This window comes from Amycolatopsis sp. NPDC051716 (assembly GCF_040681595.1).
Lineage (GTDB): Bacteria > Actinomycetota > Actinomycetes > Mycobacteriales > Pseudonocardiaceae > Amycolatopsis.
The window spans coordinates 40,237-61,510 of the sequence record NZ_JBFAZA010000032.1 but is presented as its reverse complement, the minus strand read 5'-3'; the positions used below and the strand labels follow the sequence as shown (position 1 = coordinate 61,510).

Sequence of the window (21,274 nt, the reverse complement as noted above, 5' to 3'; positions counted from 1 at the left end):
GGCCCCCACCGCGAGCGGTGGGGGCCTTCGCGCTTTCAGGGGGTAAATTCCCCGAGGTGGTCCAGCACCACGAACTCGCTCCCGGGACTCGCCGCCGCCACGGCTTTCCGCAGCACCTCCAGCCCGCCGTTGGGGTCGTGCGCCTGGCCCAGCGGCAAGTCGAAGTCGTCCCAGTGCGTTGCGGCCACCCATCGCGGGCCACCCACCGTCCGCAGCAGGCGCGGGACGTACTCCCGCACTTTCGCCCCGCCCGGGGGCAGCAGCACCACGTCCGGCCGGAGCCCGGCCAGCTCGGACTCGACGTAGTTCGACCCCCCGAAGTCCAGCACGCTCGCCCCGCCACCGGACACCAGGTACGCCAGCGTGCCGCCCTCCAGCAGGTCCGAGATCACCCGGGGGCGGTCGCGGCGGGACAGCGGCCGGGTGCCCGGGAACGCCACCTGGGCCCGGCTGCCCGTCGCCGAATGCAGGGACCGGAGCACCCGGATCGAGTACCCGTCGAACGTCAGGTCCTCCCCGCCCGTCGCGATCGCCAGCTGGTCCTCCGGGGCCCCCATGGCCGCCATGAGACTCAAATGCGTCTCGGTGCCGATGACCGTCGCCCCGGTGCGTTCGGCCAGGTACGGGACGTCCGTCAGGTGGTCGTAGTGGCCGTGGGTCACCAGGATGTGGTCCGCCCGGAGGACACCGCGGTCGAGGTAACCGTCGATCAGCGCGCGGTTCACCGTGAGCGGTGTCCGCGGATCCGCGCCCGCCGCTGTGTACGTTCCCGTCTTGAAACGCGTCAGCCACGGGTCGATCAGGATCGTCTTCGCCCCGATGCGGATCTCCCAGCCGTTGTTCCCCCACCAGCGCAGCACCATGCCCGAACCGGCCGCCGCCGCCGCGGGCGGGGCGCCCGCCAGGATCGCGGCCGCCGCCGCGCTCGCGCCGAACAGCCCGCGCCTGCTCAATCCCTTGTCCATACCGGACACCCGACCACGACCGGCCCCGCACTGTCCAAGATCAGGACGACCACCGATCGATAGGCGAACGGCTATCGTCGCAGCGTGGACCACCTCCGTTCGCTGCGATACTTCCTCGTCGTCGCCGACGAACTGCACTTCGGCCGGGCCGCCGAACGGCTCGGGATCGCGCAGCCGCCGTTGAGCCAGCGCGTCAAACGGCTCGAAGCCGAGCTGGGCGCGAAGCTGTTCGAACGCGGCCGCCGCGTCACGCTCACCGAAGCGGGCGAAGTGCTGCGTGCCGAAGCTCGCGATCTGCTCTCCCGCTGGGACCGCATGACGACCCTCGTGGCGAAGGCCGAACGCGGCGAGCTGGACAGCCTGCGCGCGGGCGTGCCCCCCGACCTGCCCGGCCGGGTGCTGGCCGCGATCCTGACGAAGTTCGCCGCCGAGTGCCCGGCCGTGCGGCTGGACCTGCAGGAGCTCACCACGGCCGAGCAGGCCCGGCTGCTCGGCGACCGCGAACTCGACGCCGGCCTCCTGCAACTGCCGGTGGACGTGGTCGGGCTGGACCTCGGCCCGGTCGTCGACACCCCGCTGGGCGTGCTGCTCCCCCGCGACTCGCCGCTCGCGCGCCGCGCCGAGCTCGCCCTCGCCGACCTGGCCGGCGAAGGTCTGGTCCACGCCCCGCGCGCCGCCGCGCCGGGAAGCTACGACGCCCTGCTGCGCACCTGCTGGGACCACGGCTTCCGCCCGGCGGCGATCCGGCACGCCCGCAACCCCGAGTTCGTGCTCGGGCTGGTCCTGGCCGGGCACGGCGTGGCGTTCGAACCCGGCGCCCGCAAGGAACCGCGGGTCGTGTGGCGGCCGCTCGAAGGCGGGGTGCTGCGGGCCCGGATGGCCTTCGCCTGGCCCTCGGTCAGCCCGCACCCCCAGGCGGCGACGCTGGGGAAAATCGCGGCCGGAATCCTCGAAGACGACGGCGTGTCGCGGATCGTGCCCCCTTCGCCGGGCCCCCGGCCGTGGGACGCGTTCTACGAGCGCAGCTGATCGACCGCCGCCCGGGCGGCCGCGCCGATCGCGCGGTCGATGTCCGGGCGCCGGAGCGTCTCGGCCCCGCCGGTCGTGAACACCGCGACCGCGTAGGCGGTGCCGTCCGGATAGGTCGCGACGCCGATTTCGTTGCGGATCCCCGGCATCGTGCCCGTCTTGGCCGCCACCGCCACCTCCGGCGGGAACCCCGCCGTCAACCGGTGCCAGCCGACCTGCGCGGACATCCACTCGCGGACCGGAGCGCCCGCGTCGTCCGCCCAGAGCGCCGCCAGCAACGCCGTCATCTCGCGGGGCGTGGTCGCGGATGTCCGCAGTGGATCCAGCGCCCGCAACGGGCGGCCCGCCGCAGTGTCCTCGATGATCGTGCGCAGCACGTCCCGCGGCGCGCCGATCACCGTCGTGCGGGTCAAGCCCAGCTCGGCCAGCAGCGACCGGACGTTGTCCACGCCGACGCGGTCGAACAGCAGGTCCGCGGCCGTGTTGTCGGACACCGAAAGGGCCAGCAGCGCCGCGTCCCGGAGGCTGTACTCGGCGTCGTCGGCGAAGCCGGCCGAACCGGTGCCGCCGAGGCGGTCCGCGGCGGACGCCCGCACCCGGTCGGTGGGGTCGAGCTGCCCGGCCGCCACCTGGCGGGCGAACTCGAAGGCCAGCGGCACCTTCACCACGGACGCCAGTACCACCGGCGAGTCGGCGTCCAGGCCGACCTCCTCGGCCGAACCGAGGCGGTGGGCGTGCAGGAAACCCCGCACGCCCACCGATTCGAAGAAGGCGGAAGGACTCACCCGGTCATGATGGACCGCAGCCGCCCGACCTCCGCCATCCGCCGCTCGGCGAGCCGGTCGGCCGCCGTTGCCGGGGGCACGCCGTCGGCGTCGGCCAGCGCGAACACGGCCTTCGTCGTGTCGTAGATGGCCGTGGTCTTGCGCTTCGCGCGTTCGAAGTTGAAGCCGTGGCGCTCGTCGTCCACCTGGATCACGCCGCCCGCGTTCACCAGGTAGTCCGGGGCGTACAGGACGCCGCGGTCGGCCAGCTGCTTGTCGATGCCCGCGTGCGCGAGCTGGTTGTTCGCCGCGCCGCAGACGATCCGGGCGCCGAGCACCGGCACGGTCTCGTCGTTCAGGACGCCGCCCAGCGCACAGGGCGCGAAGACGTCCAGCTCGGTGCGCAGCAGGGTGTCCACATCGGACACGACCTGGACTTCGGGGTGAATCGAGCGGGTCCGCTCGATGGCGGGCGCGTAGAGGTCGGTGACCGTGACCCGCGCGCCGGCCTCCACGAGGTGCCCGACGAGGATGTGGCCGACCTTGCCGACGCCGGCCACGCCGACGCGCTTGCCGGCCAGGTCCGGGCTGCCCCAGACGTGCTCGGCCGAGGCCCGCATGCCCTGGAAGACGCCGAACGCGGTGAGCACGGACGAGTCGCCGGCACCGCCGTCCTCCGGCGAGCGGCCGGTGACGTACTGGCACTCGCGGGCCACGACGTCCATGTCCTGCACGTACGTGCCCACGTCGCACGCCGTGATGTAACGGCCGCCCAGGGACTGCACGAAGCGCCCGTACGCGCGCAGCAGCGCTTCGGACTTGAGCGTCTTCGGGTCGCCGATGATGACGGCCTTGCCGCCGCCGAGGTCGAGCCCGGCCAGTGCGTTCTTGTACGCCATGCCCTTGGACAGCGCGAGGACGTCGTCGAGCGCGTCGGATTCGGTGGCGTAGGGGTGGAAGCGCGTCCCGCCCAAGGCGGGGCCGAGCGCGGTGGAGTAGATGCCGATGATGGCCTTGAGGCCACTGGCTTGGTCGTGGCAGTACACGACCTGTTCGTGCCCGGTGCCCCGGGCGAACACACCTTCGGTCACGGTGGTGACTCCTTTGTCTCCCGCGCCCGGTTCGTGGCCGGGACGCGCTTCACGGGTTGGCGGGAACCCGGCGCGCGGAGGTCGTCCGCCCGGTGGGTGCCCGGCACCAACCTAGATCCCCGGTGATCGCGAGACCAGTGGCGGTCTCGCCATACGGACGGGTAGTCAGCCGGTGATCACCTTGCCGAGCGTGCGCATCGCCGTCTCCAGCTGCGTGTCCGAAAGGTAGGGCGCGGGGCCGAAGCGCAGGTACGGCCCCCGGCTGTCGGTCCGGACGCCCTCGGCGGCCAGCGCCGCCTGCAGCCCGGACGCGTCGGCGCAGCGCAGCGAGAGGAACCCGCCGAGGTCGGCCAGCTCCACCGAACGGTCGCGCGTGACGACGTCTTCGGGCAGCCCGAGCGAGTCGAACACCGACGCGAGCAGGCCCACCTGGTGCTGCGAGACCTCGCGCAGGAACTCCGGGGTGAGCCCGTGCTCGGCGAAGAACCGCTGGACCCGGGCGCCGCGGTAGTGGCTCGCCGGGTCGTAGGTGGCGCCGGCGAACCGGTCGCCGCCGATGGCGTAGGGCACCTGGCCCGGGTGGCGCTCGTCGGCGAGCGCGCCGAACTCGGCGTACCAGCCGGTGATCACCGGCCGCAGCTCCTGGGCGTGGGCGGGCAGCCGCAGGAAGCAGTTGCCCTCGCCGAGCTGCAGGTACTTGTAGCCGCCGCCGAGCACCCAGGCGTTGGTGAGCCCGAGGTCGTGCAGCGCGAACGGCACGACGCCGAGTGCGTGGTAGGCGTCCACGACGAGCTCGATCGAGCGGCCGCGGCAGACGTCGGCGAGGTGCGCCAGTCCGGGGACCAGCCGCGACGTCTCGAAGAGCACCGCGGACACGAGCACGGCCGCGGTGTCGTCGTTCACCTCGCCCGCGACGCGCTCGGCGAGCGTCGTCACCGGCTCGAGCGGCACCCGCACGATCTCGACGCCCTCCTCTTCGAGGCGGGCGAGCTGACGGCGGAGGGTGTGGAACTCGCCGTCGGTGGTGACCAGGCGCGGCCGTCGCGGCAGCTCCATCGCCGACAGGAAGCGCAGCACCAGGTCGTGCGTGCTCGCGCCGAGCGCGTACTCGCCGTGCGGGTCGCCGAGCAGCAGGCGGAAGCCCGCGCGCAGCTCGTCCGCCTTCGCGAAGGCGCGCTCCCACTTGGCGTCGACGTCACGGGCGGCGTCGGCGAAGGACTCGTACAGTCCCTCCTCGGCGACGTCCGGCCAAGCCTGGTGCGAGTGCCCGGAGAGCAGGAGGCGGTCGGCCACCGCGAACCGGGTGTAGTGCGCGGCGAGGGCGTTGTGGTCCTCGCGCAGGTCGTCCAAAGTGGTCACAGTCGGCTCCGTACGGCCCAGAGATCCGGGAACATCGGCTGGAAAAGCGTGGTACGCAGGTAGGTCGCGCCGGATGATCCTCCCGTCCCGGTCTTGTCGCCGATGGTGCGTTCGACCATCTTCACGTGCCGGTAGCGCCACTCCTGCATCCCTTCGTCGAGATCGACCAGACACTCCGCGACGAGCGAGGGTCCCCCGTCGTCGCTGTACACGTCCAGCAATATCGCCTGCAGGGCCGGGGACGGCTCCACCGAGCGAGTGACGTCTCGGTCACACTCGACCGCGTAGCCAGAAACCTTGAGGTACGCGAGAAAAGAGTCGAACAACGACGGGCGCGCCATCGCTTCGGAGATGCGTTTCCGCTGCTCCCCACCTTCGGGGTAGTGCGCGAACACGCGCTCGTCACGGCGGCCGAGCACCGCTTCCAGCTCGCGGAACTGGGCCGACTGGAAGCCGCTCGAAGCGTCCAAACGGGCGCGGAAACTGGTGAATTGGCTGGGCGTCATGGTTTCCAGCACGTCGATCTGCGCGACCGCGACCTTGAGGATGGTGAGGATCCGGCGCAGCGTCCGGATCGAATGCGCGGTGTTGCCCTTTTCGAGGTTCGTCTGGAGGAAGGCGGCTTCGTGCAGGATCTGCTTGAACCACAGCTCGTACACCTGGTGGATCACGATGAACAGCAGCTCGTCGTGCTCGTCGGACCGCAGGCGCTGCGCGTTCAGCACCTCGTCGAGCCCGAGGTACGAGGTGTAGCTCAGAGCTTCCTGGGTCGCTTGGCTGGGTTCGGTCATCCCTGGGTCACCTCGTCGAAGTGGCGCTGCGCGGGTTTCGCGAGCGCGGTGTACAGATCGTGGAACAGTTCGACCGCCGCCGCCCGGCGGTCCGGGGCGGGCACCAGGTCGGCGGGCAGTTCCGGGTCGAGCGACGGGAACATGCGGAAGGTGTGCACCAGCCGGGTGCGCACCTCGAACGCCTCGGCGTCCGGCGGCTCCCGGCCCGCGTACCCGCCGAACTGGCCGACGAACGCGGCGTACCGCGCGGCGAGGTCGTCGAGGTCCCAGGCCCGGCCGGCGAACCGGCGGACGTCGAGGGCGGCCGACGGCCGGCCGAGCAGCAGCCCCGCGTGCTCGGCGACGTCGAGTTCGCCGAGCAGGGCGACGACCTCGGCCTCGCGGTCGTGCGGAGCGATCCAGGTGCCGTCCTGGTAGGGCCCGAACCCGAGGAACCGCAGCCGCCGGACCAGGCGTTCCCGGGCCTGGCGGCGGCTCTCGGGGATGCTCTGCCACAGCACGGTCCACTCGCCGGCGGCGCGCTCGCGTCGGCCGAGGGAGAAGATCCGGTGGTCGCCGTCGGCGAGCAGCGCGACGGTGCGCCGGGTCAGCGAGTAGTGCACGGTGCGGCCTTCGCGGTGGCGCTGCAGCAGGCCGCGGCGCACCAGGCGGGTGAGCGCGATCCGGGCGGCGCCGTCGGAAAAGCCCAGCTCGGCGAGCACCGCGACCAGGCCGCCCGACCACACCCGGCGGGTTTCGCGCGGGTGCACGTAGCTGCCCAGCAACGTCATGACCAGCTCCTGCGGGCCGGCTTCGAAGGCATCGGTGGGCATGGGCGCAACTCTATACACCTCAGGCCGCTGCGGTGTAGCTTGATTTGCGTGACGTACTTCGCGGACCTCAGCTCGCGGCAGGTCGCTGCGCTGCCGGATGACGAGCGCGTCCCGGTGCTGCTGCTGCCGCTGGGCGCGATCGAGCCGCACGGCCCGCACGCGCCGCTGGGCACCGACCCGCTGATCTCCCGCGGGATGTGCGAGCGCGCGGCCGAGCGGCTGGCCGCGGACGACGACGTCCACGTGCTGGTCCTGCCCGAGGTGCCCTACGGCGTGACGCGGTTCGCGGCCGGGTTCGCCGGCGGCATCCACATCGGCGAGGAGACGCTGCACGCCCTGCTCGTCGACATCGGGTCCGCGCTGATCGGCCAGCGCCTGAAGCGGATCCTGCTGGTCAACAACCACTTCGAGCCCGCGCACCTGGTCACGCTGCGGCGAGCCGTGGAGACGCTGAACTTCGCCTACGACGGGCGCGTCGCCCTGCTCGACCTGGTCCGGCGGCGGCACGCGCAGCGGCTGACCGAGGAGTTCCGGTCCGGCGAGTGCCACGCGGGGCGGTACGAGACGTCGCTGGTGCTCGCCGACCGGCCCGAGCTGGTCGACCAGGCGCTGATGCGGACGCTCCCGCACGTGCCGGTCAGCCTCGCCGCCGCTCCGGAAGACGGCGGCTTCCGGGAGATGGGCATGACCGAGGCGTACTGCGGCCGGCCCGCGGAGGCGACCGCCGAAGAGGGCACTGAGACGTTCTCGACGTTGACCGACCTGCTGGTGGAAGCGATCCGGGAGCTGGCCCGTGAGTGAGCCGTTCAACCTCGCCACGCACTTCCTCGACCGGCACGTGGCCGAAGGCCGGGGTGACCGGACCGCCCTGCACGTCGGGGACCGTTCGATCAGCTATGCGGCTCTCGCGGCCTTGGCGAACCGCGTCGGCAACGTGCTGCTCGACTCCGGTGTCCGAAGAGGACAGCGGGTGCTGCTGGCGCTGAGCGACGGCGACGAGTTCGTCGCGGCTTGGTACGGGGCGCAGAAGATCGGCGCGGTCACCGCCGAGGTCTACCCGTTCCTGCAGCCCAAGGACTACACCTACTACCTCGGCTACACCGAGGCCGTAGCGGTGCTCGCGGACGCCGTCACGCTGCCCGCACTGCGCGAGGCGGGCGCCACGGGGCTGCTCGTCACGGGCGTGCCCGAAGCCGAGCTGCTTACCGGCGAACGTCCATTCCGGACGTTGGTCGAGGCCGCACCGGATACTTTGGACGCGGCACCGACCACAGTGGACGACGTCGGTATCTGGAAGTTCACCACCGGCAGCACGGGTGCGCCCAAGGCGTGCGTGCACCCGCTGCGCAGTCCGAAGGAGAGCTTCGAGCGGTACGCCGTCGAGGTGCTCGGCCTGCGCGAAGACGACACCGTCCTGGCCGTGCCGAAGCTTTTCTTCGGTTACGCGCGGGATCTGGTGGCGCTGTTCCCGTTCGGGGTCGGCGCGGCCGGCATCGCGTTCGGGGAACGCAGCACGGCGGACCTGATGTTCGAGCTGATCGCGAAGTACCGGCCGACCGTGCTGGTCAACGTGCCGACGATGATGAGCGCGATGGTCGCCCACCCGGCCGCGGCCGAGCAGGACCTGAGCTGCCTGCGGATGACGACGTCGGCGGGCGAGGCGCTGCCGCCGGAGCTGCACCGCAAGTGGGACGCGGCCTTCGGGGTGCCGGTGGTGGACGGGATCGGCTCGTCCGAGGCGTACCACATCTACCTGTCGAACCGGCCGGGTGCCGCGCGCGTCGGCACGCTCGGCACGCCCGTTCCCGGCTACACCGCCCAGGTCGTCGACGAGCTCGGGAAACCGCTGCCGGACGGGGAAATCGGGCCGCTGCGCGTGACCGGGCCGACGATCGCGCTGGCGTACCACGGCGATCCGGAGAAGTCGGCGCGGACGTTCGACGGGGACACGCTGACGTCGGGCGACCTGTTCAGCCGCTCCCCGGACGGGTACTTCCGCCACCACGGGCGCGCCGACGCGCTGCTCAAGGTCGGCGGCGTGTTCGTCGCGCCCGGCGAGATCGAGGACTGCCTGCTCGGCCACCCGGACGTCACCGACTGCGCGGTGGCCGGCCACGAGGTCGACGGCCTGGTCGTGCCGCGCGCGTACGTCGTGACGCGGGCCGGCGCGTCGGTGTCGGCGAAGGAGCTGCAAGAACACGCGAAAGCCCACCTGGCCAAGCACAAGTACCCCCGCGAGGTGGTCTTCATGACGGAACTCCCCCGCACCGCCAACGGAAAGCTCGACCGGCGCGCCCTGGCGGCCCGCCCGTGAGCCGCCTGGTGGTGGTCACCGGCGGCACCCGCGGCATCGGCGCGGCGATCGCGGCCCGGTTCCGAACTTTCGGTGACACCGTGCTGGCGCCGGGCCGTGCGGACTGCGACGTCACGGACGAGGAAGCCGTGACTGCGTATTTCGCTTCGGCGGGCCCGGTCGACGTCCTGGTGAACAACGCCGGGATCTCTTCGAGCGCCCCGGTTCCCCGGACCTCGCTCGACGACTGGCGCCGGCAGTTCGAAGTGAACGCGACCGGCGCGTTCCTCTGCACCCGCGCGGTGCTGGACGGAATGCGTGCGCGCGACAGCGGCCGGGTCGTCACGGTGGCCTCGACCGCCTCGCACGTCGGCTACCGCTACACGGCCGGCTACACGGCGTCCAAGCACGCGGCGGTGGGCTTCATGCGTGCGGTGGCGGCGGAGCTGGCCGGGACCGGCGTCACGGCGAACGCGGTGTGCCCGGCGTTCGTCCGCACCGACATGACGGCGACCTCGGTGGAGCGGATCGTCTCGCGGTCGGGACGGTCCACCTCGGAGGCGGAAGCGGCACTGGCGGCGGCGTCCCCGCTCGGCCGGCTGCTCGAGCCGGCCGAGGTGGCGTTCGCGGTGTCCTTCCTGGCGGCCCCGGAGGCCGCCGCGATCAATGGCCAGACCCTCGTACTCGACGGCGGAGGAATCCAGTCATGAGCCCGTTCCGCGCAACCGCCCCGCTGACTCGCGAATGGGAGCACTTCGGCTTCACGGTGTCCGACGGGGTGGCCACGGTGACGTTCACCCGTCCTTCGAAGCTCAACGCGCTGACGTTCGAGGTGTACGCGGATCTGCGGGACCTGATCATCGAGCTCCCGCAGCACGAGGACGTCCGGGTCCTGGTGATCACGGGCGAAGGCCGCGGGTTCTGTTCCGGCGGCGACGTCGAGGAGATCATCGGCGAGCTGCAGAAGTTCGAGACGGCGGAGCTGCTCGAGTTCACCCGTATGACGGGCGCGGTGGTGAAGGCCCTGCGCGAGTGCCCGCTCCCGGTGATCGCGGCGGTCAACGGGGTCGCGGCCGGAGCGGGTTCGGTGATCGCGCTGGCGAGTGACTTCCGGCTGCTGGCGGAGTCGGCGAAGTTCGCGTTCCTGTTCACGAAGGTGGGCTTGGCGGGCGCGGACATGGGGTCGGCGTACCTCTTGCCGCGGCTGGTCGGCCTCGGTCGCGCGACGGAACTGCTGATCCTCGGCGACAAGGTGTCGGCCGCGCGCGCTTCGGAGATCGGATTGGCCACTCAGGTGGTTCCGGACGCGGACCTCCCGGAGGCGGCCGCGGCCTTGGCGCGCCGGCTGGCGGACGGCCCGGCCCTGGCGTACGCGACGACGAAGGTGCTGCTGACCCGCGAGCTGGACATGGACCTGGGCAGCGCGATCGAGCTGGAGGCGATCACCCAGGCCCTGCTGATGACGGCGAAGGACCACAAGGAGTTCTACGCGGCGTGGACCGCGGGGCGGGAGCCGCGCTGGACGGGCCGGTGAGGATCACTTCTCGCGCTTGATCCTGGCCAGCTTGACCAAGGTGTAGATGATTCCGCATGGGACCAGGATCAGGGAGTACAGCGCGATTTCACCGGCGGTGGCGCCGTCGTACTTTACGGCCAGCCACCATGCGAGCAAGCTGAAGACCACCGCGGCGAGCAGGACACCCCACGCGCGGTGCTTAACCGCCCAGTCGTCGAACTTCTTCTCGCCGTCGTCGTCCTGCTTGATCACGCCACCCCGGCGCAACCGCTTCACCGTGTTCTGCCCCAGCCAGTACCCCACCACGGATCGTCACCACCCAGTTCGCCCCATTCGTCCCGGCCACGGAAGATTGCCCGCGGTGGCGGCCGCTCAAACTCGCGAGCCGAGCAGCTCCTCGGAAAGCGCGTCAGGGCACCACTTCGGCGAGGCCGAGCAGGTTGCCCTCGCTGTCACGGAACCACGCCGCCCGCTCACCGCTGCCCTTGCTCGGGTAGTTGCCCCGGATGTCCATGATCCCGCCGCGCATGCCTTCGTACTCCTCGAAAACCACGCCCCGCTCGCGCAGCACGGCGACCGTCGCTTCGAGGTCGTCGACGTAGAAGCCGGCCTGCGTGAACGAGCCGTCGGAAACGCCCGCCGAAGCGTACAGGCAGAACACGCCCGACGCGCCTTCGTACCGCAGGCCGCCTTCGCGTTCCTCGACCGCCTCGAGGCCGAGCTTCTCCGCGTACCAGCGCCGGGCGCGGGACAGGTCCTGGGTGGGGATGCGGACTTCGATCCGGACGTTGCTCAGCATCACCCGATGGTAGGCGTCACCGCGATCGCCGACTCCTCCAAAGAGCCGAAATACAGCTGCCCCCGCCACTCGCGGACGCCCACCAGCATGTGGAAGCCGGGGATCTCGCCGCGGAACTCGCGCGCCACCTTGCCGTCCGCCGCGACGCCCAGCACGCCGACCTCGCGGCCCGGGCTGGGCTGCAACGACTCCGGTAGCCGCCGGATGGCCGCCCGCACGAACGCCGGCAGCCGCCGGACCACGTCGAGGGCCGCCACGCGCGGGGACGCCTGCGTGATCCAGATCAGGCCGTCCGTGCCCGTCGAGATGTTGTCCGGGAAGCCCCACAGGTCGTCGACGAAGACGTCGGTCCGGCCGTCGGCGAGCCACACCCGCGACACGCTGAACGCGCCGGTTTCCGCCACCGCCACGAACGACTCGTCCGGGGCCAGTGCGACGCCGTTCGCGAACTGGAGGCCGTCGAGGAGCAGGTCGATCGAGCCGTCCGGGGAGCGGCGCAGCAGCCGGCCGCCTGCCGTCTGCTCGATCAGGTCGTCGCGCCAGTTGTCGATGCCGAAGCGGCGGGAGGAATCCGTGAAGTAGATCGTCCCGTCGGAGGCCACCGCCGCGTTGTTGCAGAACACGAAGTCCAGGCCCAGTGCGGAGGTGGCCAAGGTCGAGACCGCACCACCCGCCAGCGGGACCACCAGGAGACCGGCCCGCGCGTCGCAGATCAGCAGCTCGTCTTCGCCGTACAGCTCCAGCCCGAGCGGGCGGCCGCCCGTGTCGGCGATGACGTCGATGTGCTGCCCGTCGGGCGACAGGCGCAGGATCCGGCCGTCGTCGACGCCGGTGTAGATCCGGCCCTCGCCGTCGACGACGACGTCCTCTGGGCCGTGGCCGTTCACCGGGTACAGCGTGACCTCGCCGAACTCCATCGAGCGTCTCCTACCGGTAGGTGAGCAACGAAGCCGCCTCGGCCTCGAAGTGCGGGTGCTCGTTGAACGACAGCAGCGTGACACCGCCGCGGCCGGACACCAGCTTGGTGATCCCGCCGTTGACCGTGACGCGGTTGAGCTTGAGCAGCCCGGCCTCGGGGGTGCCGATGAGCAGGCCGCAGATCGTGGCGATCACTCCGCCGGAAGTGAACACGACCGCGTGCTCCCCCTTGCCCAGCGAGGCCACCAGGTCGCCCAGCGCCGCCCGGCACCGCGCGAGGAACGCGGGCCACGTCTCGGCGCACGGCCCGTCGGCACCGGCCGACGTCCACGCCGTCAGGGCCGCGTCCAGGACACCTTGGTAGGCGCGCGAATCCTCCTGCGGTGCCCCGCCGGCGTGGTGGCGGGCGATGTCGACGTGGTCGTACTCGTTCCAGCGCGGGTCCTCGACCACCGGGACGTCGCTGCCGAGCACCTTCAGCGCCGTCGCCGCGGTGTCCCGCTGCCGGGCCAGCGATCCGGACCGGACCTGGCTGAAGGAGACGGTGCGCCGCAGCAGTTCCGCACCGACCACAGTGGACTGCTCGAAGCCGCGCGGCGACAGCGCGTCGTAGTCCGCCGCGCCGAAGGACGCCTGCCCGTGCCGCACCAGGTAGATCGCGCCCACTAGACCCGCCCCTTCGCGATGATCTCGCGGCAGCGCCAGTCCAGGTACCCGACGAACTGCCAGAAGTCCTTGAACGCCGGGTTGCGGGTGGCGCCGTCGTGGTAGCGCCGGTACAGCTGCTGCAGCACGGCGGCGAGCCGGAACAGGCCGTAGACCTCGTAGAACCGCCAGTCGCCGATCGAAAGCCCGGTCTTCTCCGCGTAGCGCGCGACGAACTCCTCGCGGGTGAACATGCCGGGCAGGTGGGTCGGCTGGCGGCGGCTCGCGTGCATGACGTCGTCGTCGCCGGCCTGGACCCAGTAGGCGAGCATGCTGCCCAGCTCCATCAGCGGGTCGCCGAGGGTGGCCATCTCCCAGTCGAGGACGCCGGTGATGTTCAGCGTCGACGGGCCGTCCAGCACCAGGTTGTCGAGCCGGTAGTCGTTGTGGATCAGGCAGATCTTGACCTCGCCGGGCTGGTTCGCCGCCAGCCACGCGCGCACCTCGGCGAAGTCGCCGACGTTGTCCGTGCGCGCCGCGACGTACCGCTCCGACCAGCCGCGGACCTGCCGCTCGACGTACCCGGCGCCCTTGCCGAGGTCGGCGAGCCCGGCCTTCCCGACGTCGACGGCGTGCAGGTCCACCAGCCGGTCGACGACCTTGCCGGACAGCTCGCGCGCCTGGTCCGGGCCCAGTTCGAGACCGTCCGGCAGGTTGCCCCGCAAGATGAGCCCGTCGAGCTTCTCCATGACGTAGAAGTCGCCGCCGAGCACGGCCGGGTCGTCCCCGAACGCCACCATCCGCGGCACGTACGGGAACACCGGCTTCAGCGCGTGCTGGACGCGGTACTCGCGCCGCATGTCGTGCGCCGACGCCGCTTTGTGCCCGGCGGGCGGGCGGCGCAGGATCAGCTCGCGGTCCGGGTAGGTCAGCAGGTACGTCAGGTTGGACGCGCCGCCGGGGAACTGCCGGACCTTCGGCGGCTCGTCCCCGAGGCCCTCGACTTTCGCGCTCAGCCAGGCGTGCACCGCGGCGACGTCGAAGGTGTCCTCCGCGCGGACCTCGACCGGGGCGTTCACGTGAACTTCCGCAGCAGCGCGGCGGGCACCACGCGCATGACGACGCTCAGCGGTACCCACGGCCACGCCGGGACGTAAGCCCGGGCGCGCTCGGCCTCGATCGCCTTCGCCAGCGCGCGAGCGCCGGTCTCGGCCTTGGCCAGCAACGGGTTCCGGCCGATGCGGTCGTTCATCTCCGACTCGATGTAGCCGGGCCGGACGTCGGTGACGGCGATGCCCCGGGGCTTCAGCTCGATCCGGGTGCCGTCGACGAACGCCGAGATCCCGGCCTTCGAAGCGGCGTACGCGGTGAGCTTGCCCGGGAAGGGCCGCAGCGCGCTGAAGGAGGAGATGACGGCGAGGTGGCCGGCGCCCTGCTCGCGGAAGATGCCGGCGGCGGCCTCGATCTGGGCGGCGGCCGCGACGAAGTTGACCTCGAGGGTTTGGCGGTTGGCGTCGAACCGGCCCGTGCCGACCCGCTGGCCCTTCCCGAGCCCGGCGTTCACAATCACCCGGTCGAGGGACCCGAGCTCGTCGCGGAACTCCGCGAAGACGGCGAACACGCGGTCGTGGTCGGTGACGTCGAGGGTGCGCGTGACGACCTGGATCCCGGGGTGCGCCGCGGTCAGTTCGGCGGCCAGCTTCTCGAGCCGCTCGGTGCGCCGCGCGCACAGCGCGAGGTTGCGCCCCTTCGCCGCGAACTGCCGGGCCATGCCTTCGCCCAACCCGCTGCTGGCGCCGGTGATCAGGATGTTCTTCCGGAGCGTCATGCCCGGGATGCTACCCGGTGGTAACAAGACCGGTGGCCCGGCGCTGGGGGCGTCGCCGGGCCACCGGTCATCGCGCGGCCACACCGGCCGGTCGCACAACTCGGCCGGGTGAACCGGAGCCGGAACCGCTCGCGCGGCCGGTCACACCTGCGCCCGGATGGGCCGTGAGGGGGAGGCGGTGCCACCGGAGCAGGCAAGTCATACAAGCGCGTCGGCCCAGGCCGGGGCAATGGTTCACAGTTGCCAGTACTAGCCCGTTCGCCCGAGTGGCCGTCCCGGCGGCACGGCCGAAGAGGGGCGCGGAGACGGCGAGGAAAACTGCTAACGTGCTCCGTGTCGGGGATCGTCGGGGGACGGCATGGGGCGGGTCGGGATTTCAGCGATGGCGGGCAGCGCGGCGGGTGACGGCCAGGAGAGCGGCCGCACCGAATTCGCCATCCGGCTGCGCGCGGCCATCGCCACCAGCGGGCTGTCGCTCGACCGGATCCAGGCGCGGCTGCGGGCCCGCGGCGTCGTCGTCAGCGTCACCGCCCTCAGCTATTGGCAGTCGGGCAAAAGGCAGCCGGAGCGGCAGAGTTCCCTCTCGGCCGTCCGGGCGCTCGAAGAGATCCTCGACGTCCCCGCCGGGTCCCTGCTCGGCCTGCTGCCCCCGCCCCGGCCGCGCGGCGGCGCCGGGAAGCGCCGGGCCGGCGGTGAGCCGATGTCGTTCCCGCGTGAGGTGCTGCAGCCGCTGCTGGAGAAGGTCGGGGCGCCGCACGCCCTCGACCGCCAGCAGCCGCTGAAGATGGTCGGCCTGCACGACCTGTGCGAGATCGCCGCGGACGGCGGGCAGCGCGCGGTGACCGCGCGGGCGGTGTTCCAGGCCGTCGCGGACGGCCAGGACCGCTGGCTGCTGGTGTACTCCCAGGACGACCCGGCGGCCGGCGTCCCGGAACTGCACGCCGTGCGCAACTGCCGGGTCGGCCGCGCCGAGACCGACGAGGCCCACGGCCTGCTCGTCACCGAACTGCTCTTCGACCAGCCCATCAACCGGGGCGAGACGCACCTGATCGAGTACACGCTGACCAACAGCGGGCCGCCGTACCCGGAGTGCCGCAACACCCACTACCGCGAGTTCCGCCGCCCGGTGCGCGAGTACCTGCTGGAGGTCCGGTTCGCCCGGGGCACCGCACCGGACCGCTGCTGGCAGTACTCCCGCAACGGCGCCAACGGCACCCTCGCCCGCCGCCCCCTGAAGCTCGACGGCGAAGACGGCGTCCACGCGGTGGCGTTCGACTTCGGCCCCGGCGTCTTCGGCATCGACTGGGACTGACCCCGGCCCGCGTACCCGGAAGGTCGGCCTGCGTACCCGGAAGGTCGGCCCGCGTACCCAGACGGTCGGCTCGCCGGCCGACTCTCCAGGTACGCAAACCGACTCTCCAGGTACGCGAGCCGACCTTCCGGGTACGTCGTCAGGTCAGGCGGGCCGCCGCGAGGGTGGCGAGCTCCGTGCGGTTCGCGACGCCCAGCTTCGCGTACACGTGCGCCAGGTGCGTCTTCACCGTGCCGCGGCTCATGAACAGGCGGGTGCCGATCTCCGGGTTCGTGCAGCCCTCCGCCGCCAGCTTGACCACCTCGAGCTCGGTCGGTGTCAGGCTGCCCCAGCCGCTCGACGGCCGGCCGCGGCTGCCGCGGGCCCGGCGCACGAACGCGACCACGTCGTCGAGGGCCATCGGCGGTTCGGAGGTCACCAAGCCGAGCGCGTCCAGCTCCGCTTGTGCGGACGGACGGCGAGGCAGGCCCAGCTCGGCCCGGGCCTGCGAAGCCGACACGAACACGAGGGCGGCGTCGCCCTCGCGGCCGGTGCGGGCGAGCAACGTCGTCAGCGCGTCGAGACTCGCCAGGACCCCGAGCCGGAGGCCCCGGTCGAGCCGCAAGCTCAAAGCCTCGTGGTGCAGTTCGGCTGCCTGCTCCGGCTCCGCCAGGTACCCCTGCTGGTCCAGGGCGTCGGCCAAGGACGACGGCAGGGACCAGCGGCGGGTGAGCTCGACGGCGGTGGCCAGGATCTCAGCGGCCTCGTCAACCCGGCCGAGCGCGCGCAGCAGAGCGCCGCGCTCGGCCAAGCCCTGCGCGGCCATGTACGTCCCCGGCACGGCTTCGCGCTCGAACCAGCGCAACGCCTCTTCGAACTCGCCGCGCCGCCAATGCAATTCGCCGAGCACGCCGGCCATGCCCGGCACGAAGACGTCACCCGCCGTCTCGAGCAGCCGCAGGAACGGCTCCATCACGCGGAACCCGGCCTCGACGTCGCCGGCCGCGCAGTGCACCAGCGCCAAGCGGCACAGCGTCGTGTTGACGCGGTGGAAGTCCCCGAGCGGCGCGGCCACGTCGACGGCCTGTCCGGCGAGTTCCCGCGCCCGCGGCAGATCCGCCGCGGCGAGCGCGATCCCGGACCGGACACTGAGGACGGTCGACGCGAGGCCGCGATCGCCCCGGCGCAGCAGGCCTTCGGCCGCCTCGTCGAGCAGGGGCGCCGCTTCGTCGTGGCGGTCGCGGGCGAACCGGACGATGCCGCGCAGCATCAACGCGCTGTCCCGCGCGAAGCCGTCTCCAGCGTCCTCGGCGACCTTTTCGGCTTCGACGGCGACGTCCCAGGCGGTGTCGAAGTCCGTGTACACGTGGCCGAGGGCGGTCAGGGAGAGGCACCGCGCGCGCAGGCCCGCTTCGCCGAGTTCGGTGGCGAGGTCCAGGCCGCGCTGCGCGGCTTCGACGTCGAACGGCGCCGTCGTGTCGGCGACCAGGCCCATCCCGGTCAGCAGCCGGGCCTGCAGCGGGGTCCGGTCGTCCGGGCGCCGGGCGACCGCACGCCTGAGGTACGCCAGGCCCTCGTGGCCGCGGCCGTGCAGGTTCCACAGCCAGGCGACGGCGGCGGCGAGCCGGCGGCCCCGGCTCGGATCCTCCTGCGCCAGCCCCCATTCCAGGGCCGCGCGCAAGTTGTCGCGCTCGGGCTCGACCCGCGCCCGCCACGCGTCCTTGTCGCGGTCGAGATCGGGTTCGGCGGCCTCGGCCAGCGCCAGGTAGTGCTCGAGGTGCCGGTCGCGGACGGCGCCGGTCTCCCCCGCCTCGGCCAGCCGGGCCGCCGCGTACTCGCGGAGGGTCTCCAGCAGCCGGTACCGGCCGTCTTCGGCCAGCACCAAGGACTTGTCGACGAGCCGGCCGAGCGCGGGCAGCACGGCCGGGCCGCCCGCCGCGTCCAGGGTGAACCCGCCGGCGAACACCGCCAGCCGCCGGAACACGGCGCGGTCCTCCTCGTCGAGCTGGTCGTGGCTCCACGCGAGGGAGCCTTCGAGGGTCCGCTGCCGCGCCGGCGCCCCGCGCGGGCCGCGGGTGAGCAGCGCGAACCGGTCCTCGAGGCCGGCGTCGATCTGGTGCGGGGTCAGGGTTCCGAGCCACGCCGCGGCCAGCTCGACGGCCAGGGGGATGCCGTCGAGCCGCGTGCAGATCGACCGGACGGCGGCCGCACTGGAGGCGTCCAAGGTGAACAGCGGCCGGACCGCGCCCGCGCGCTCGACGAACAGCGCGACGGCGTCTTCGACGGCCAGCGGCGGCACCCGCCAGACCGTCTCCCCCGGCACGGCCAGCGGCTCCCGGCTGGTCGTCAGCACCGCGACCTCGGGGCAGGACCGCAGCAGTTCGACCGCGACTTCGGCCGCGCCGTCGAGGACGTGCTCGCAGTTGTCGAGGCAAAGCAGGACGCGCCGGTCGCGCAGTTCTGTCGCGACCGACCGCGCCGCGCCGATCCGCGGTTCCACCGGCACCCCGAGCGTCGCGGCGACCCGCTCGGCGACGTCGGTCACGGCGTCCAGCTCCACCCACCAGACGCCGCCGGGCCACTCGGTGCTCGCGGCGACCTGCGCGGCCAGCCGCGTCTTGCCGCTGCCGCCGGGCCCGGCCAGCGTCACCAGCCGCGTGCCGGCGAGCTGCCGCCGGACGTCGCGGACCTCGGCGTCGCGGCCGACGAACCCGGTCAGCTGCACCGGCAGGTTGTTCGGGACGGCGTCGAGCGAGCGCAGCGGCCGCGGCTCGGGTGCCTCGCCGAGTTCGTACACCCGCTCGGGCGCGGTGAGGTCCGGCAGGCGGTGGACACCGAGGTCGCGCAGCGTGACGGCGTCCCCGAGGGCCGCCGCGGTGCGGGCCGACACCAGGACCCGGCCGTCTTCGGCCAGCGCGCGCAGGTGTTCGCAGCGGCGGACGGCGGGGCCGGTGGGCGTGCCGTCGTCGCGGATCAGCACGTCCCCGGTGTGCACGGCCGCCGGCCCGCCGGGCAGCGCCGTGAGCGCCTCGTCAGGCGTCGCGAAGACGACCGGAGCGGCATCGCCGGCGCAGAGGATGGTGACCGTGCCGGCCGGCAGGAGTTTCGTCGCAGTCATGGCCCGGCCAGTCTGCCAGCGGATCTCGGCCAGGTGGCCGATGTTGCCCGACTCGGCGCCTGCGACCTTCGAACCCGTGGAGACGTTCGAGGAACTGCTGGCCCGCTGGCGGGACGCCGACGCCGGCGGCGACACCGAGGCACTGGCGCCGCTGCTCGCCGACGGCTTCCGCGGCGACGGCCCGGCCGGGCGCGTGCTCGGCAAGGCCGGCTGGCCCGGCCGCGTCCCGGCGGGCGCGTTCCGGTGGACGCGCCTGCAGGTGACGCCGTCGGTCGGCGTCGCGACCGGCCACCGCGACGGCGTCGCCTGCACGGTGGTGGCCGAAAACCGGGACGGACGCTGGCAGGTCGTCAACGTCCAGCGGGGCTCATGAGAGCTTGGTGCGCAGGACCTTTCCGGTCGCGTTGCGCGGCAGCTCGTCGAGGAACTCGACGTCGCGGGGCACCTTGTAGCGGGCCAGGTTCGCCTTGACGTAGTCGCGGAGCTCGTCGGCGTCCAGTGAAGCGCCTTCGGCTCGCACCACGAACGCCTTCAGCCGCTGCCCGAACTCCGGGTCCTCGACGCCGATCACCGCCGCCTCGATCACGTCTTCGCGCTCGACCAGCAGGTTCTCCACCTCGATCGGGAACACGTTCTCGCCACCGGAGACGATCATTTCGTCGTCGCGGCCGTCGATGAACAGCAGGCCGTCTTCGTCGAAGTGGCCGACGTCGCCGCTGGAGAGCAGGCCGTCGATGATCTCCTTGTGGCGGCCGTCGGTGTAGCCGCCGAAGCTGAGCCCGCTGCCGACGAACACGCGGCCGGTCACGTTCGGCTCGGTGATGGGCCGGCCGTCCTGGTCGTAGAGCGCCACCTTGCAGCCGACCGGCGCGCGGCCGACCGTGCCCGGCGCCTTCGCCCAGTCCTCCGGCGTCGCGACCGTCGCCACCGCGACCTCGGTCGAGCCGTAGAGGTTGTGCACGACCGGGCCGAACGCCTCGTTCGCCCGGTTGCCGAGGTCCGGCGACAGCGCCGAGCCGGCGACGAAGATGATCCGCAACGCCGAAGTGTCGTACTTCTGCCGGACCTCCTTCGGCAGGTCGACGATGCGCTGCAGCATGGTCGGCACCAGCACGAGCGCGGTGCACTTGTGCTCGGCGACGCCGCGCAGCGCCTCTTCGGGGTTGAACTTGCGCCGCATCACGACCTTCGAGCCCAGCGCGAAGGAGAGGATGAACTGGGACAGGCCGGTGCCGTGGAACAGCGGCGCGCCCATGTAGGTGGCCTCGTTCGACCGCAGCGGGATCCGGTCGAGGAACTGCGCCGACGCCAGCGCGGAGGTGTGCGGCCGCGGCGCGCCCTTCGGCGTGCCGGTGGTGCCGCTGGTCAGCAGCACGAACCCGCCCGGCTTGGCCGGCGCGGGCCACGGCCGGTCGTCGGTGCTGGCGATGATCTCGTCGAGCACCGGGACGGTCCGGTCGGTCAGGTCCGAGCCCGGGTCGACCCAGGCGAGGTAGCGGTCGACGCCGTCCGGGATGGCGTCGAGCAAGCCGGTGAATTCCTGGTCGTAGACGAGCGCGGTGACGCCTTCGCGCTCGGCCACGTCGGCCAGCTGCGGCTTCGCGAACCCGGTGTTCATCAGCAGCAGGCGGACGCCGAGCTTGCCCGAGGCGGCCATCGTGAGGACCAGGCCGCGGTGGTCGCGGCAGAGCGCGGCGACCACCTGGCCGGGGCGGATGCCGCGCTCGGACCAGGCCCTGGCCAGCGCGTTCGACTGGTCGTCGAGCTGCTTGTAGGTGAGCGGGCCGAGCTCGTCGACGATGCCGACGGCGGCCGGGTCGCGGCGGGCGGAGATGTGGTTGGCGCCGGCGAACGGGCCGAACTTCCGCAGCGCGACCAGCGAGCGGACGCCCTCGTCGAGCCGGGGGAAGGGGACGAGTCCCGCCCGCCGCATCACGTCGACGCTGCGCGCCGTCTCGGCCACCTTGTCCGCCACCTGTGCTGCGAGCGCGACCAGCCTCATCCGGGCACCTCCGTTGCTGCGGGAAGAGAGCCCACGCCGACGGCGGCGTACCG

21 protein-coding genes are annotated in these 21,274 nt (G+C 72.4%); 7 read left to right on the top strand and 14 right to left on the bottom strand.

Annotation, left to right across the window (positions count from 1 at the left end; all coding sequences use genetic code 11):
- Nucleotides 1-35: 35 nt before the first annotated feature.
- Nucleotides 36-965 (bottom strand): MBL fold metallo-hydrolase, encoded by a 930-nt coding sequence (locus AB0M30_RS34795; protein WP_364592805.1) that lies wholly within the window; start codon nt 963-965, stop codon nt 36-38.
- A gap of 84 nt (nt 966-1,049) precedes the next feature.
- On the opposite strand from AB0M30_RS34795, the gene AB0M30_RS34790 reads away from it, so the two are divergent.
- Nucleotides 1,050-1,994, top strand: a complete 945-nt coding sequence (locus tag AB0M30_RS34790) for a LysR substrate-binding domain-containing protein (RefSeq protein ID WP_364592802.1) — start codon at nt 1,050-1,052, stop codon at nt 1,992-1,994.
- Here AB0M30_RS34790 and AB0M30_RS34785 read toward each other — a convergent pair.
- The 5 genes from AB0M30_RS34785 to AB0M30_RS34765 form a co-directional block, all read right to left on the bottom strand.
- A complete protein-coding gene (locus tag AB0M30_RS34785) occupies nt 1,979-2,779 on the bottom strand; it encodes a serine hydrolase (protein WP_364592799.1) in 801 nt (266 codons plus the stop codon). The two genes, AB0M30_RS34790 and AB0M30_RS34785, sit on opposite strands and share 16 nt — an antisense overlap.
- A complete protein-coding gene (locus AB0M30_RS34780; protein ID WP_364592797.1) occupies nt 2,776-3,849 on the bottom strand; it encodes a Glu/Leu/Phe/Val dehydrogenase dimerization domain-containing protein in 1,074 nt (357 codons plus the stop codon). The genes AB0M30_RS34785 and AB0M30_RS34780 overlap by 4 nt, the downstream gene beginning before the upstream one ends.
- Before the next feature lie 165 nt (nt 3,850-4,014).
- Nucleotides 4,015-5,208: a kynureninase gene (locus AB0M30_RS34775; protein ID WP_364592794.1), complete on the bottom strand. Its 1,194-nt coding sequence runs from the start codon at nt 5,206-5,208 to the stop codon at nt 4,015-4,017.
- Nucleotides 5,205-5,999 carry a tryptophan 2,3-dioxygenase family protein gene (locus AB0M30_RS34770; RefSeq protein WP_103337560.1) on the bottom strand — a complete coding sequence of 265 codons (795 nt, stop codon included), beginning with the start codon at nt 5,997-5,999 and terminating at the stop codon, nt 5,205-5,207. The genes AB0M30_RS34775 and AB0M30_RS34770 overlap by 4 nt, the downstream gene beginning before the upstream one ends.
- On the bottom strand, nt 5,996-6,811 hold the full coding sequence (locus tag AB0M30_RS34765; protein ID WP_364592791.1) for a PaaX family transcriptional regulator C-terminal domain-containing protein: 816 nt from the start codon (nt 6,809-6,811) through the stop codon (nt 5,996-5,998). The genes AB0M30_RS34770 and AB0M30_RS34765 overlap by 4 nt, the downstream gene beginning before the upstream one ends.
- A gap of 48 nt (nt 6,812-6,859) precedes the next feature.
- Here AB0M30_RS34765 and AB0M30_RS34760 point away from each other — a divergent pair, with 48 nt between their 5' ends.
- The 4 genes from AB0M30_RS34760 to AB0M30_RS34745 are packed head-to-tail and all read left to right on the top strand — an operon-like array spanning nt 6,860 to nt 10,638.
- Nucleotides 6,860-7,612: a creatininase family protein gene (locus tag AB0M30_RS34760; protein WP_364592789.1), complete on the top strand. Its 753-nt coding sequence runs from the start codon at nt 6,860-6,862 to the stop codon at nt 7,610-7,612.
- Nucleotides 7,605-9,125, top strand: coding sequence for a benzoate-CoA ligase family protein (locus AB0M30_RS34755; protein ID WP_364592786.1), 1,521 nt, complete (start codon nt 7,605-7,607; stop codon nt 9,123-9,125). Before AB0M30_RS34760 ends, AB0M30_RS34755 begins: the two co-directional genes overlap by 8 nt.
- Entirely contained in the window at nt 9,122-9,814 is a 693-nt protein-coding gene (locus AB0M30_RS34750) for an SDR family oxidoreductase (RefSeq protein ID WP_364592783.1), read from the top strand. The genes AB0M30_RS34755 and AB0M30_RS34750 overlap by 4 nt, the downstream gene beginning before the upstream one ends.
- Nucleotides 9,811-10,638: an enoyl-CoA hydratase family protein gene (locus tag AB0M30_RS34745; RefSeq protein WP_364592780.1), complete on the top strand. Its 828-nt coding sequence runs from the start codon at nt 9,811-9,813 to the stop codon at nt 10,636-10,638. Before AB0M30_RS34750 ends, AB0M30_RS34745 begins: the two co-directional genes overlap by 4 nt.
- Nucleotides 10,639-10,641: 3 nt before the next feature.
- Here the strand turns inward: AB0M30_RS34745 and AB0M30_RS34740 are convergent, their stop codons facing one another.
- From AB0M30_RS34740 to AB0M30_RS34715, 6 genes are all read right to left on the bottom strand, one after another.
- A complete protein-coding gene (locus AB0M30_RS34740; RefSeq protein WP_364592777.1) occupies nt 10,642-10,926 on the bottom strand; it encodes a hypothetical protein in 285 nt (94 codons plus the stop codon).
- Nucleotides 10,927-11,029: 103 nt separating this feature from the next.
- A complete protein-coding gene (locus tag AB0M30_RS34735) occupies nt 11,030-11,419 on the bottom strand; it encodes a VOC family protein (RefSeq protein ID WP_364592774.1) in 390 nt (129 codons plus the stop codon).
- Nucleotides 11,419-12,336, bottom strand: a complete 918-nt coding sequence (locus AB0M30_RS34730; protein ID WP_364592771.1) for an SMP-30/gluconolactonase/LRE family protein — start codon at nt 12,334-12,336, stop codon at nt 11,419-11,421. The genes AB0M30_RS34735 and AB0M30_RS34730 overlap by 1 nt, the downstream gene beginning before the upstream one ends.
- A gap of 10 nt (nt 12,337-12,346) precedes the next feature.
- Nucleotides 12,347-13,003: a histidine phosphatase family protein gene (locus AB0M30_RS34725; RefSeq protein ID WP_364592768.1), complete on the bottom strand. Its 657-nt coding sequence runs from the start codon at nt 13,001-13,003 to the stop codon at nt 12,347-12,349.
- A complete protein-coding gene (locus AB0M30_RS34720; RefSeq protein ID WP_364592765.1) occupies nt 13,003-14,061 on the bottom strand; it encodes a phosphotransferase family protein in 1,059 nt (352 codons plus the stop codon). Before AB0M30_RS34720 ends, AB0M30_RS34725 begins: the two co-directional genes overlap by 1 nt.
- Nucleotides 14,058-14,810 (bottom strand): SDR family oxidoreductase, encoded by a 753-nt coding sequence (locus AB0M30_RS34715; protein WP_364592763.1) that lies wholly within the window; start codon nt 14,808-14,810, stop codon nt 14,058-14,060. Before AB0M30_RS34715 ends, AB0M30_RS34720 begins: the two co-directional genes overlap by 4 nt.
- A 382-nt stretch (nt 14,811-15,192) precedes the next feature.
- On the opposite strand from AB0M30_RS34715, the gene AB0M30_RS34710 reads away from it, so the two are divergent.
- Nucleotides 15,193-16,122 carry a helix-turn-helix transcriptional regulator gene (locus AB0M30_RS34710; protein WP_364592760.1) on the top strand — a complete coding sequence of 310 codons (930 nt, stop codon included), beginning with the start codon at nt 15,193-15,195 and terminating at the stop codon, nt 16,120-16,122.
- A gap of 139 nt (nt 16,123-16,261) precedes the next feature.
- Here the strand turns inward: AB0M30_RS34710 and AB0M30_RS34705 are convergent, their stop codons facing one another.
- Nucleotides 16,262-19,219 carry a LuxR C-terminal-related transcriptional regulator gene (locus AB0M30_RS34705; protein ID WP_364592757.1) on the bottom strand — a complete coding sequence of 986 codons (2,958 nt, stop codon included), beginning with the start codon at nt 19,217-19,219 and terminating at the stop codon, nt 16,262-16,264.
- A gap of 76 nt (nt 19,220-19,295) precedes the next feature.
- On the opposite strand from AB0M30_RS34705, the gene AB0M30_RS34700 reads away from it, so the two are divergent.
- Complete coding sequence (locus tag AB0M30_RS34700) at nt 19,296-19,592, top strand: nuclear transport factor 2 family protein (protein ID WP_364592754.1); 297 nt, start codon at nt 19,296-19,298, stop codon at nt 19,590-19,592.
- On the opposite strand, the gene AB0M30_RS34695 is transcribed toward AB0M30_RS34700, so the two are convergent.
- Complete coding sequence (locus AB0M30_RS34695; RefSeq protein ID WP_364592752.1) at nt 19,587-21,221, bottom strand: acyl-CoA synthetase; 1,635 nt, start codon at nt 21,219-21,221, stop codon at nt 19,587-19,589. The two genes, AB0M30_RS34700 and AB0M30_RS34695, sit on opposite strands and share 6 nt — an antisense overlap.
- Nucleotides 21,222-21,274: the final 53 nt, after the last annotated feature.

Bases quoted from the DNA above. Each gene is read 5' to 3' on its own strand.
- AB0M30_RS34795 (WP_364592805.1), bottom strand. From the start codon at position 965: ATGGACAAGGGATTGAGCAGGCGCGGGCTGTTCGGCGCGAGCGCGGCG.
- AB0M30_RS34770 (WP_103337560.1), bottom strand. From the start codon at position 5,999: ATGACCGAACCCAGCCAAGCGACCCAGGAAGCTCTGAGCTACACCTCG.
- AB0M30_RS34765 (WP_364592791.1), bottom strand. From the start codon at position 6,811: ATGCCCACCGATGCCTTCGAAGCCGGCCCGCAGGAGCTGGTCATGACG.
- AB0M30_RS34745 (WP_364592780.1), top strand. From the start codon at position 9,811: ATGAGCCCGTTCCGCGCAACCGCCCCGCTGACTCGCGAATGGGAGCAC.
- AB0M30_RS34735 (WP_364592774.1), bottom strand. From the start codon at position 11,419: ATGCTGAGCAACGTCCGGATCGAAGTCCGCATCCCCACCCAGGACCTG.
- AB0M30_RS34730 (WP_364592771.1), bottom strand. From the start codon at position 12,336: ATGGAGTTCGGCGAGGTCACGCTGTACCCGGTGAACGGCCACGGCCCA.
- AB0M30_RS34715 (WP_364592763.1), bottom strand. From the start codon at position 14,810: ATGACGCTCCGGAAGAACATCCTGATCACCGGCGCCAGCAGCGGGTTG.
- AB0M30_RS34710 (WP_364592760.1), top strand. From the start codon at position 15,193: ATGGCGGGCAGCGCGGCGGGTGACGGCCAGGAGAGCGGCCGCACCGAA.
- AB0M30_RS34705 (WP_364592757.1), bottom strand. From the start codon at position 19,219: ATGACTGCGACGAAACTCCTGCCGGCCGGCACGGTCACCATCCTCTGC.
- AB0M30_RS34695 (WP_364592752.1), bottom strand. From the start codon at position 21,221: ATGAGGCTGGTCGCGCTCGCAGCACAGGTGGCGGACAAGGTGGCCGAG.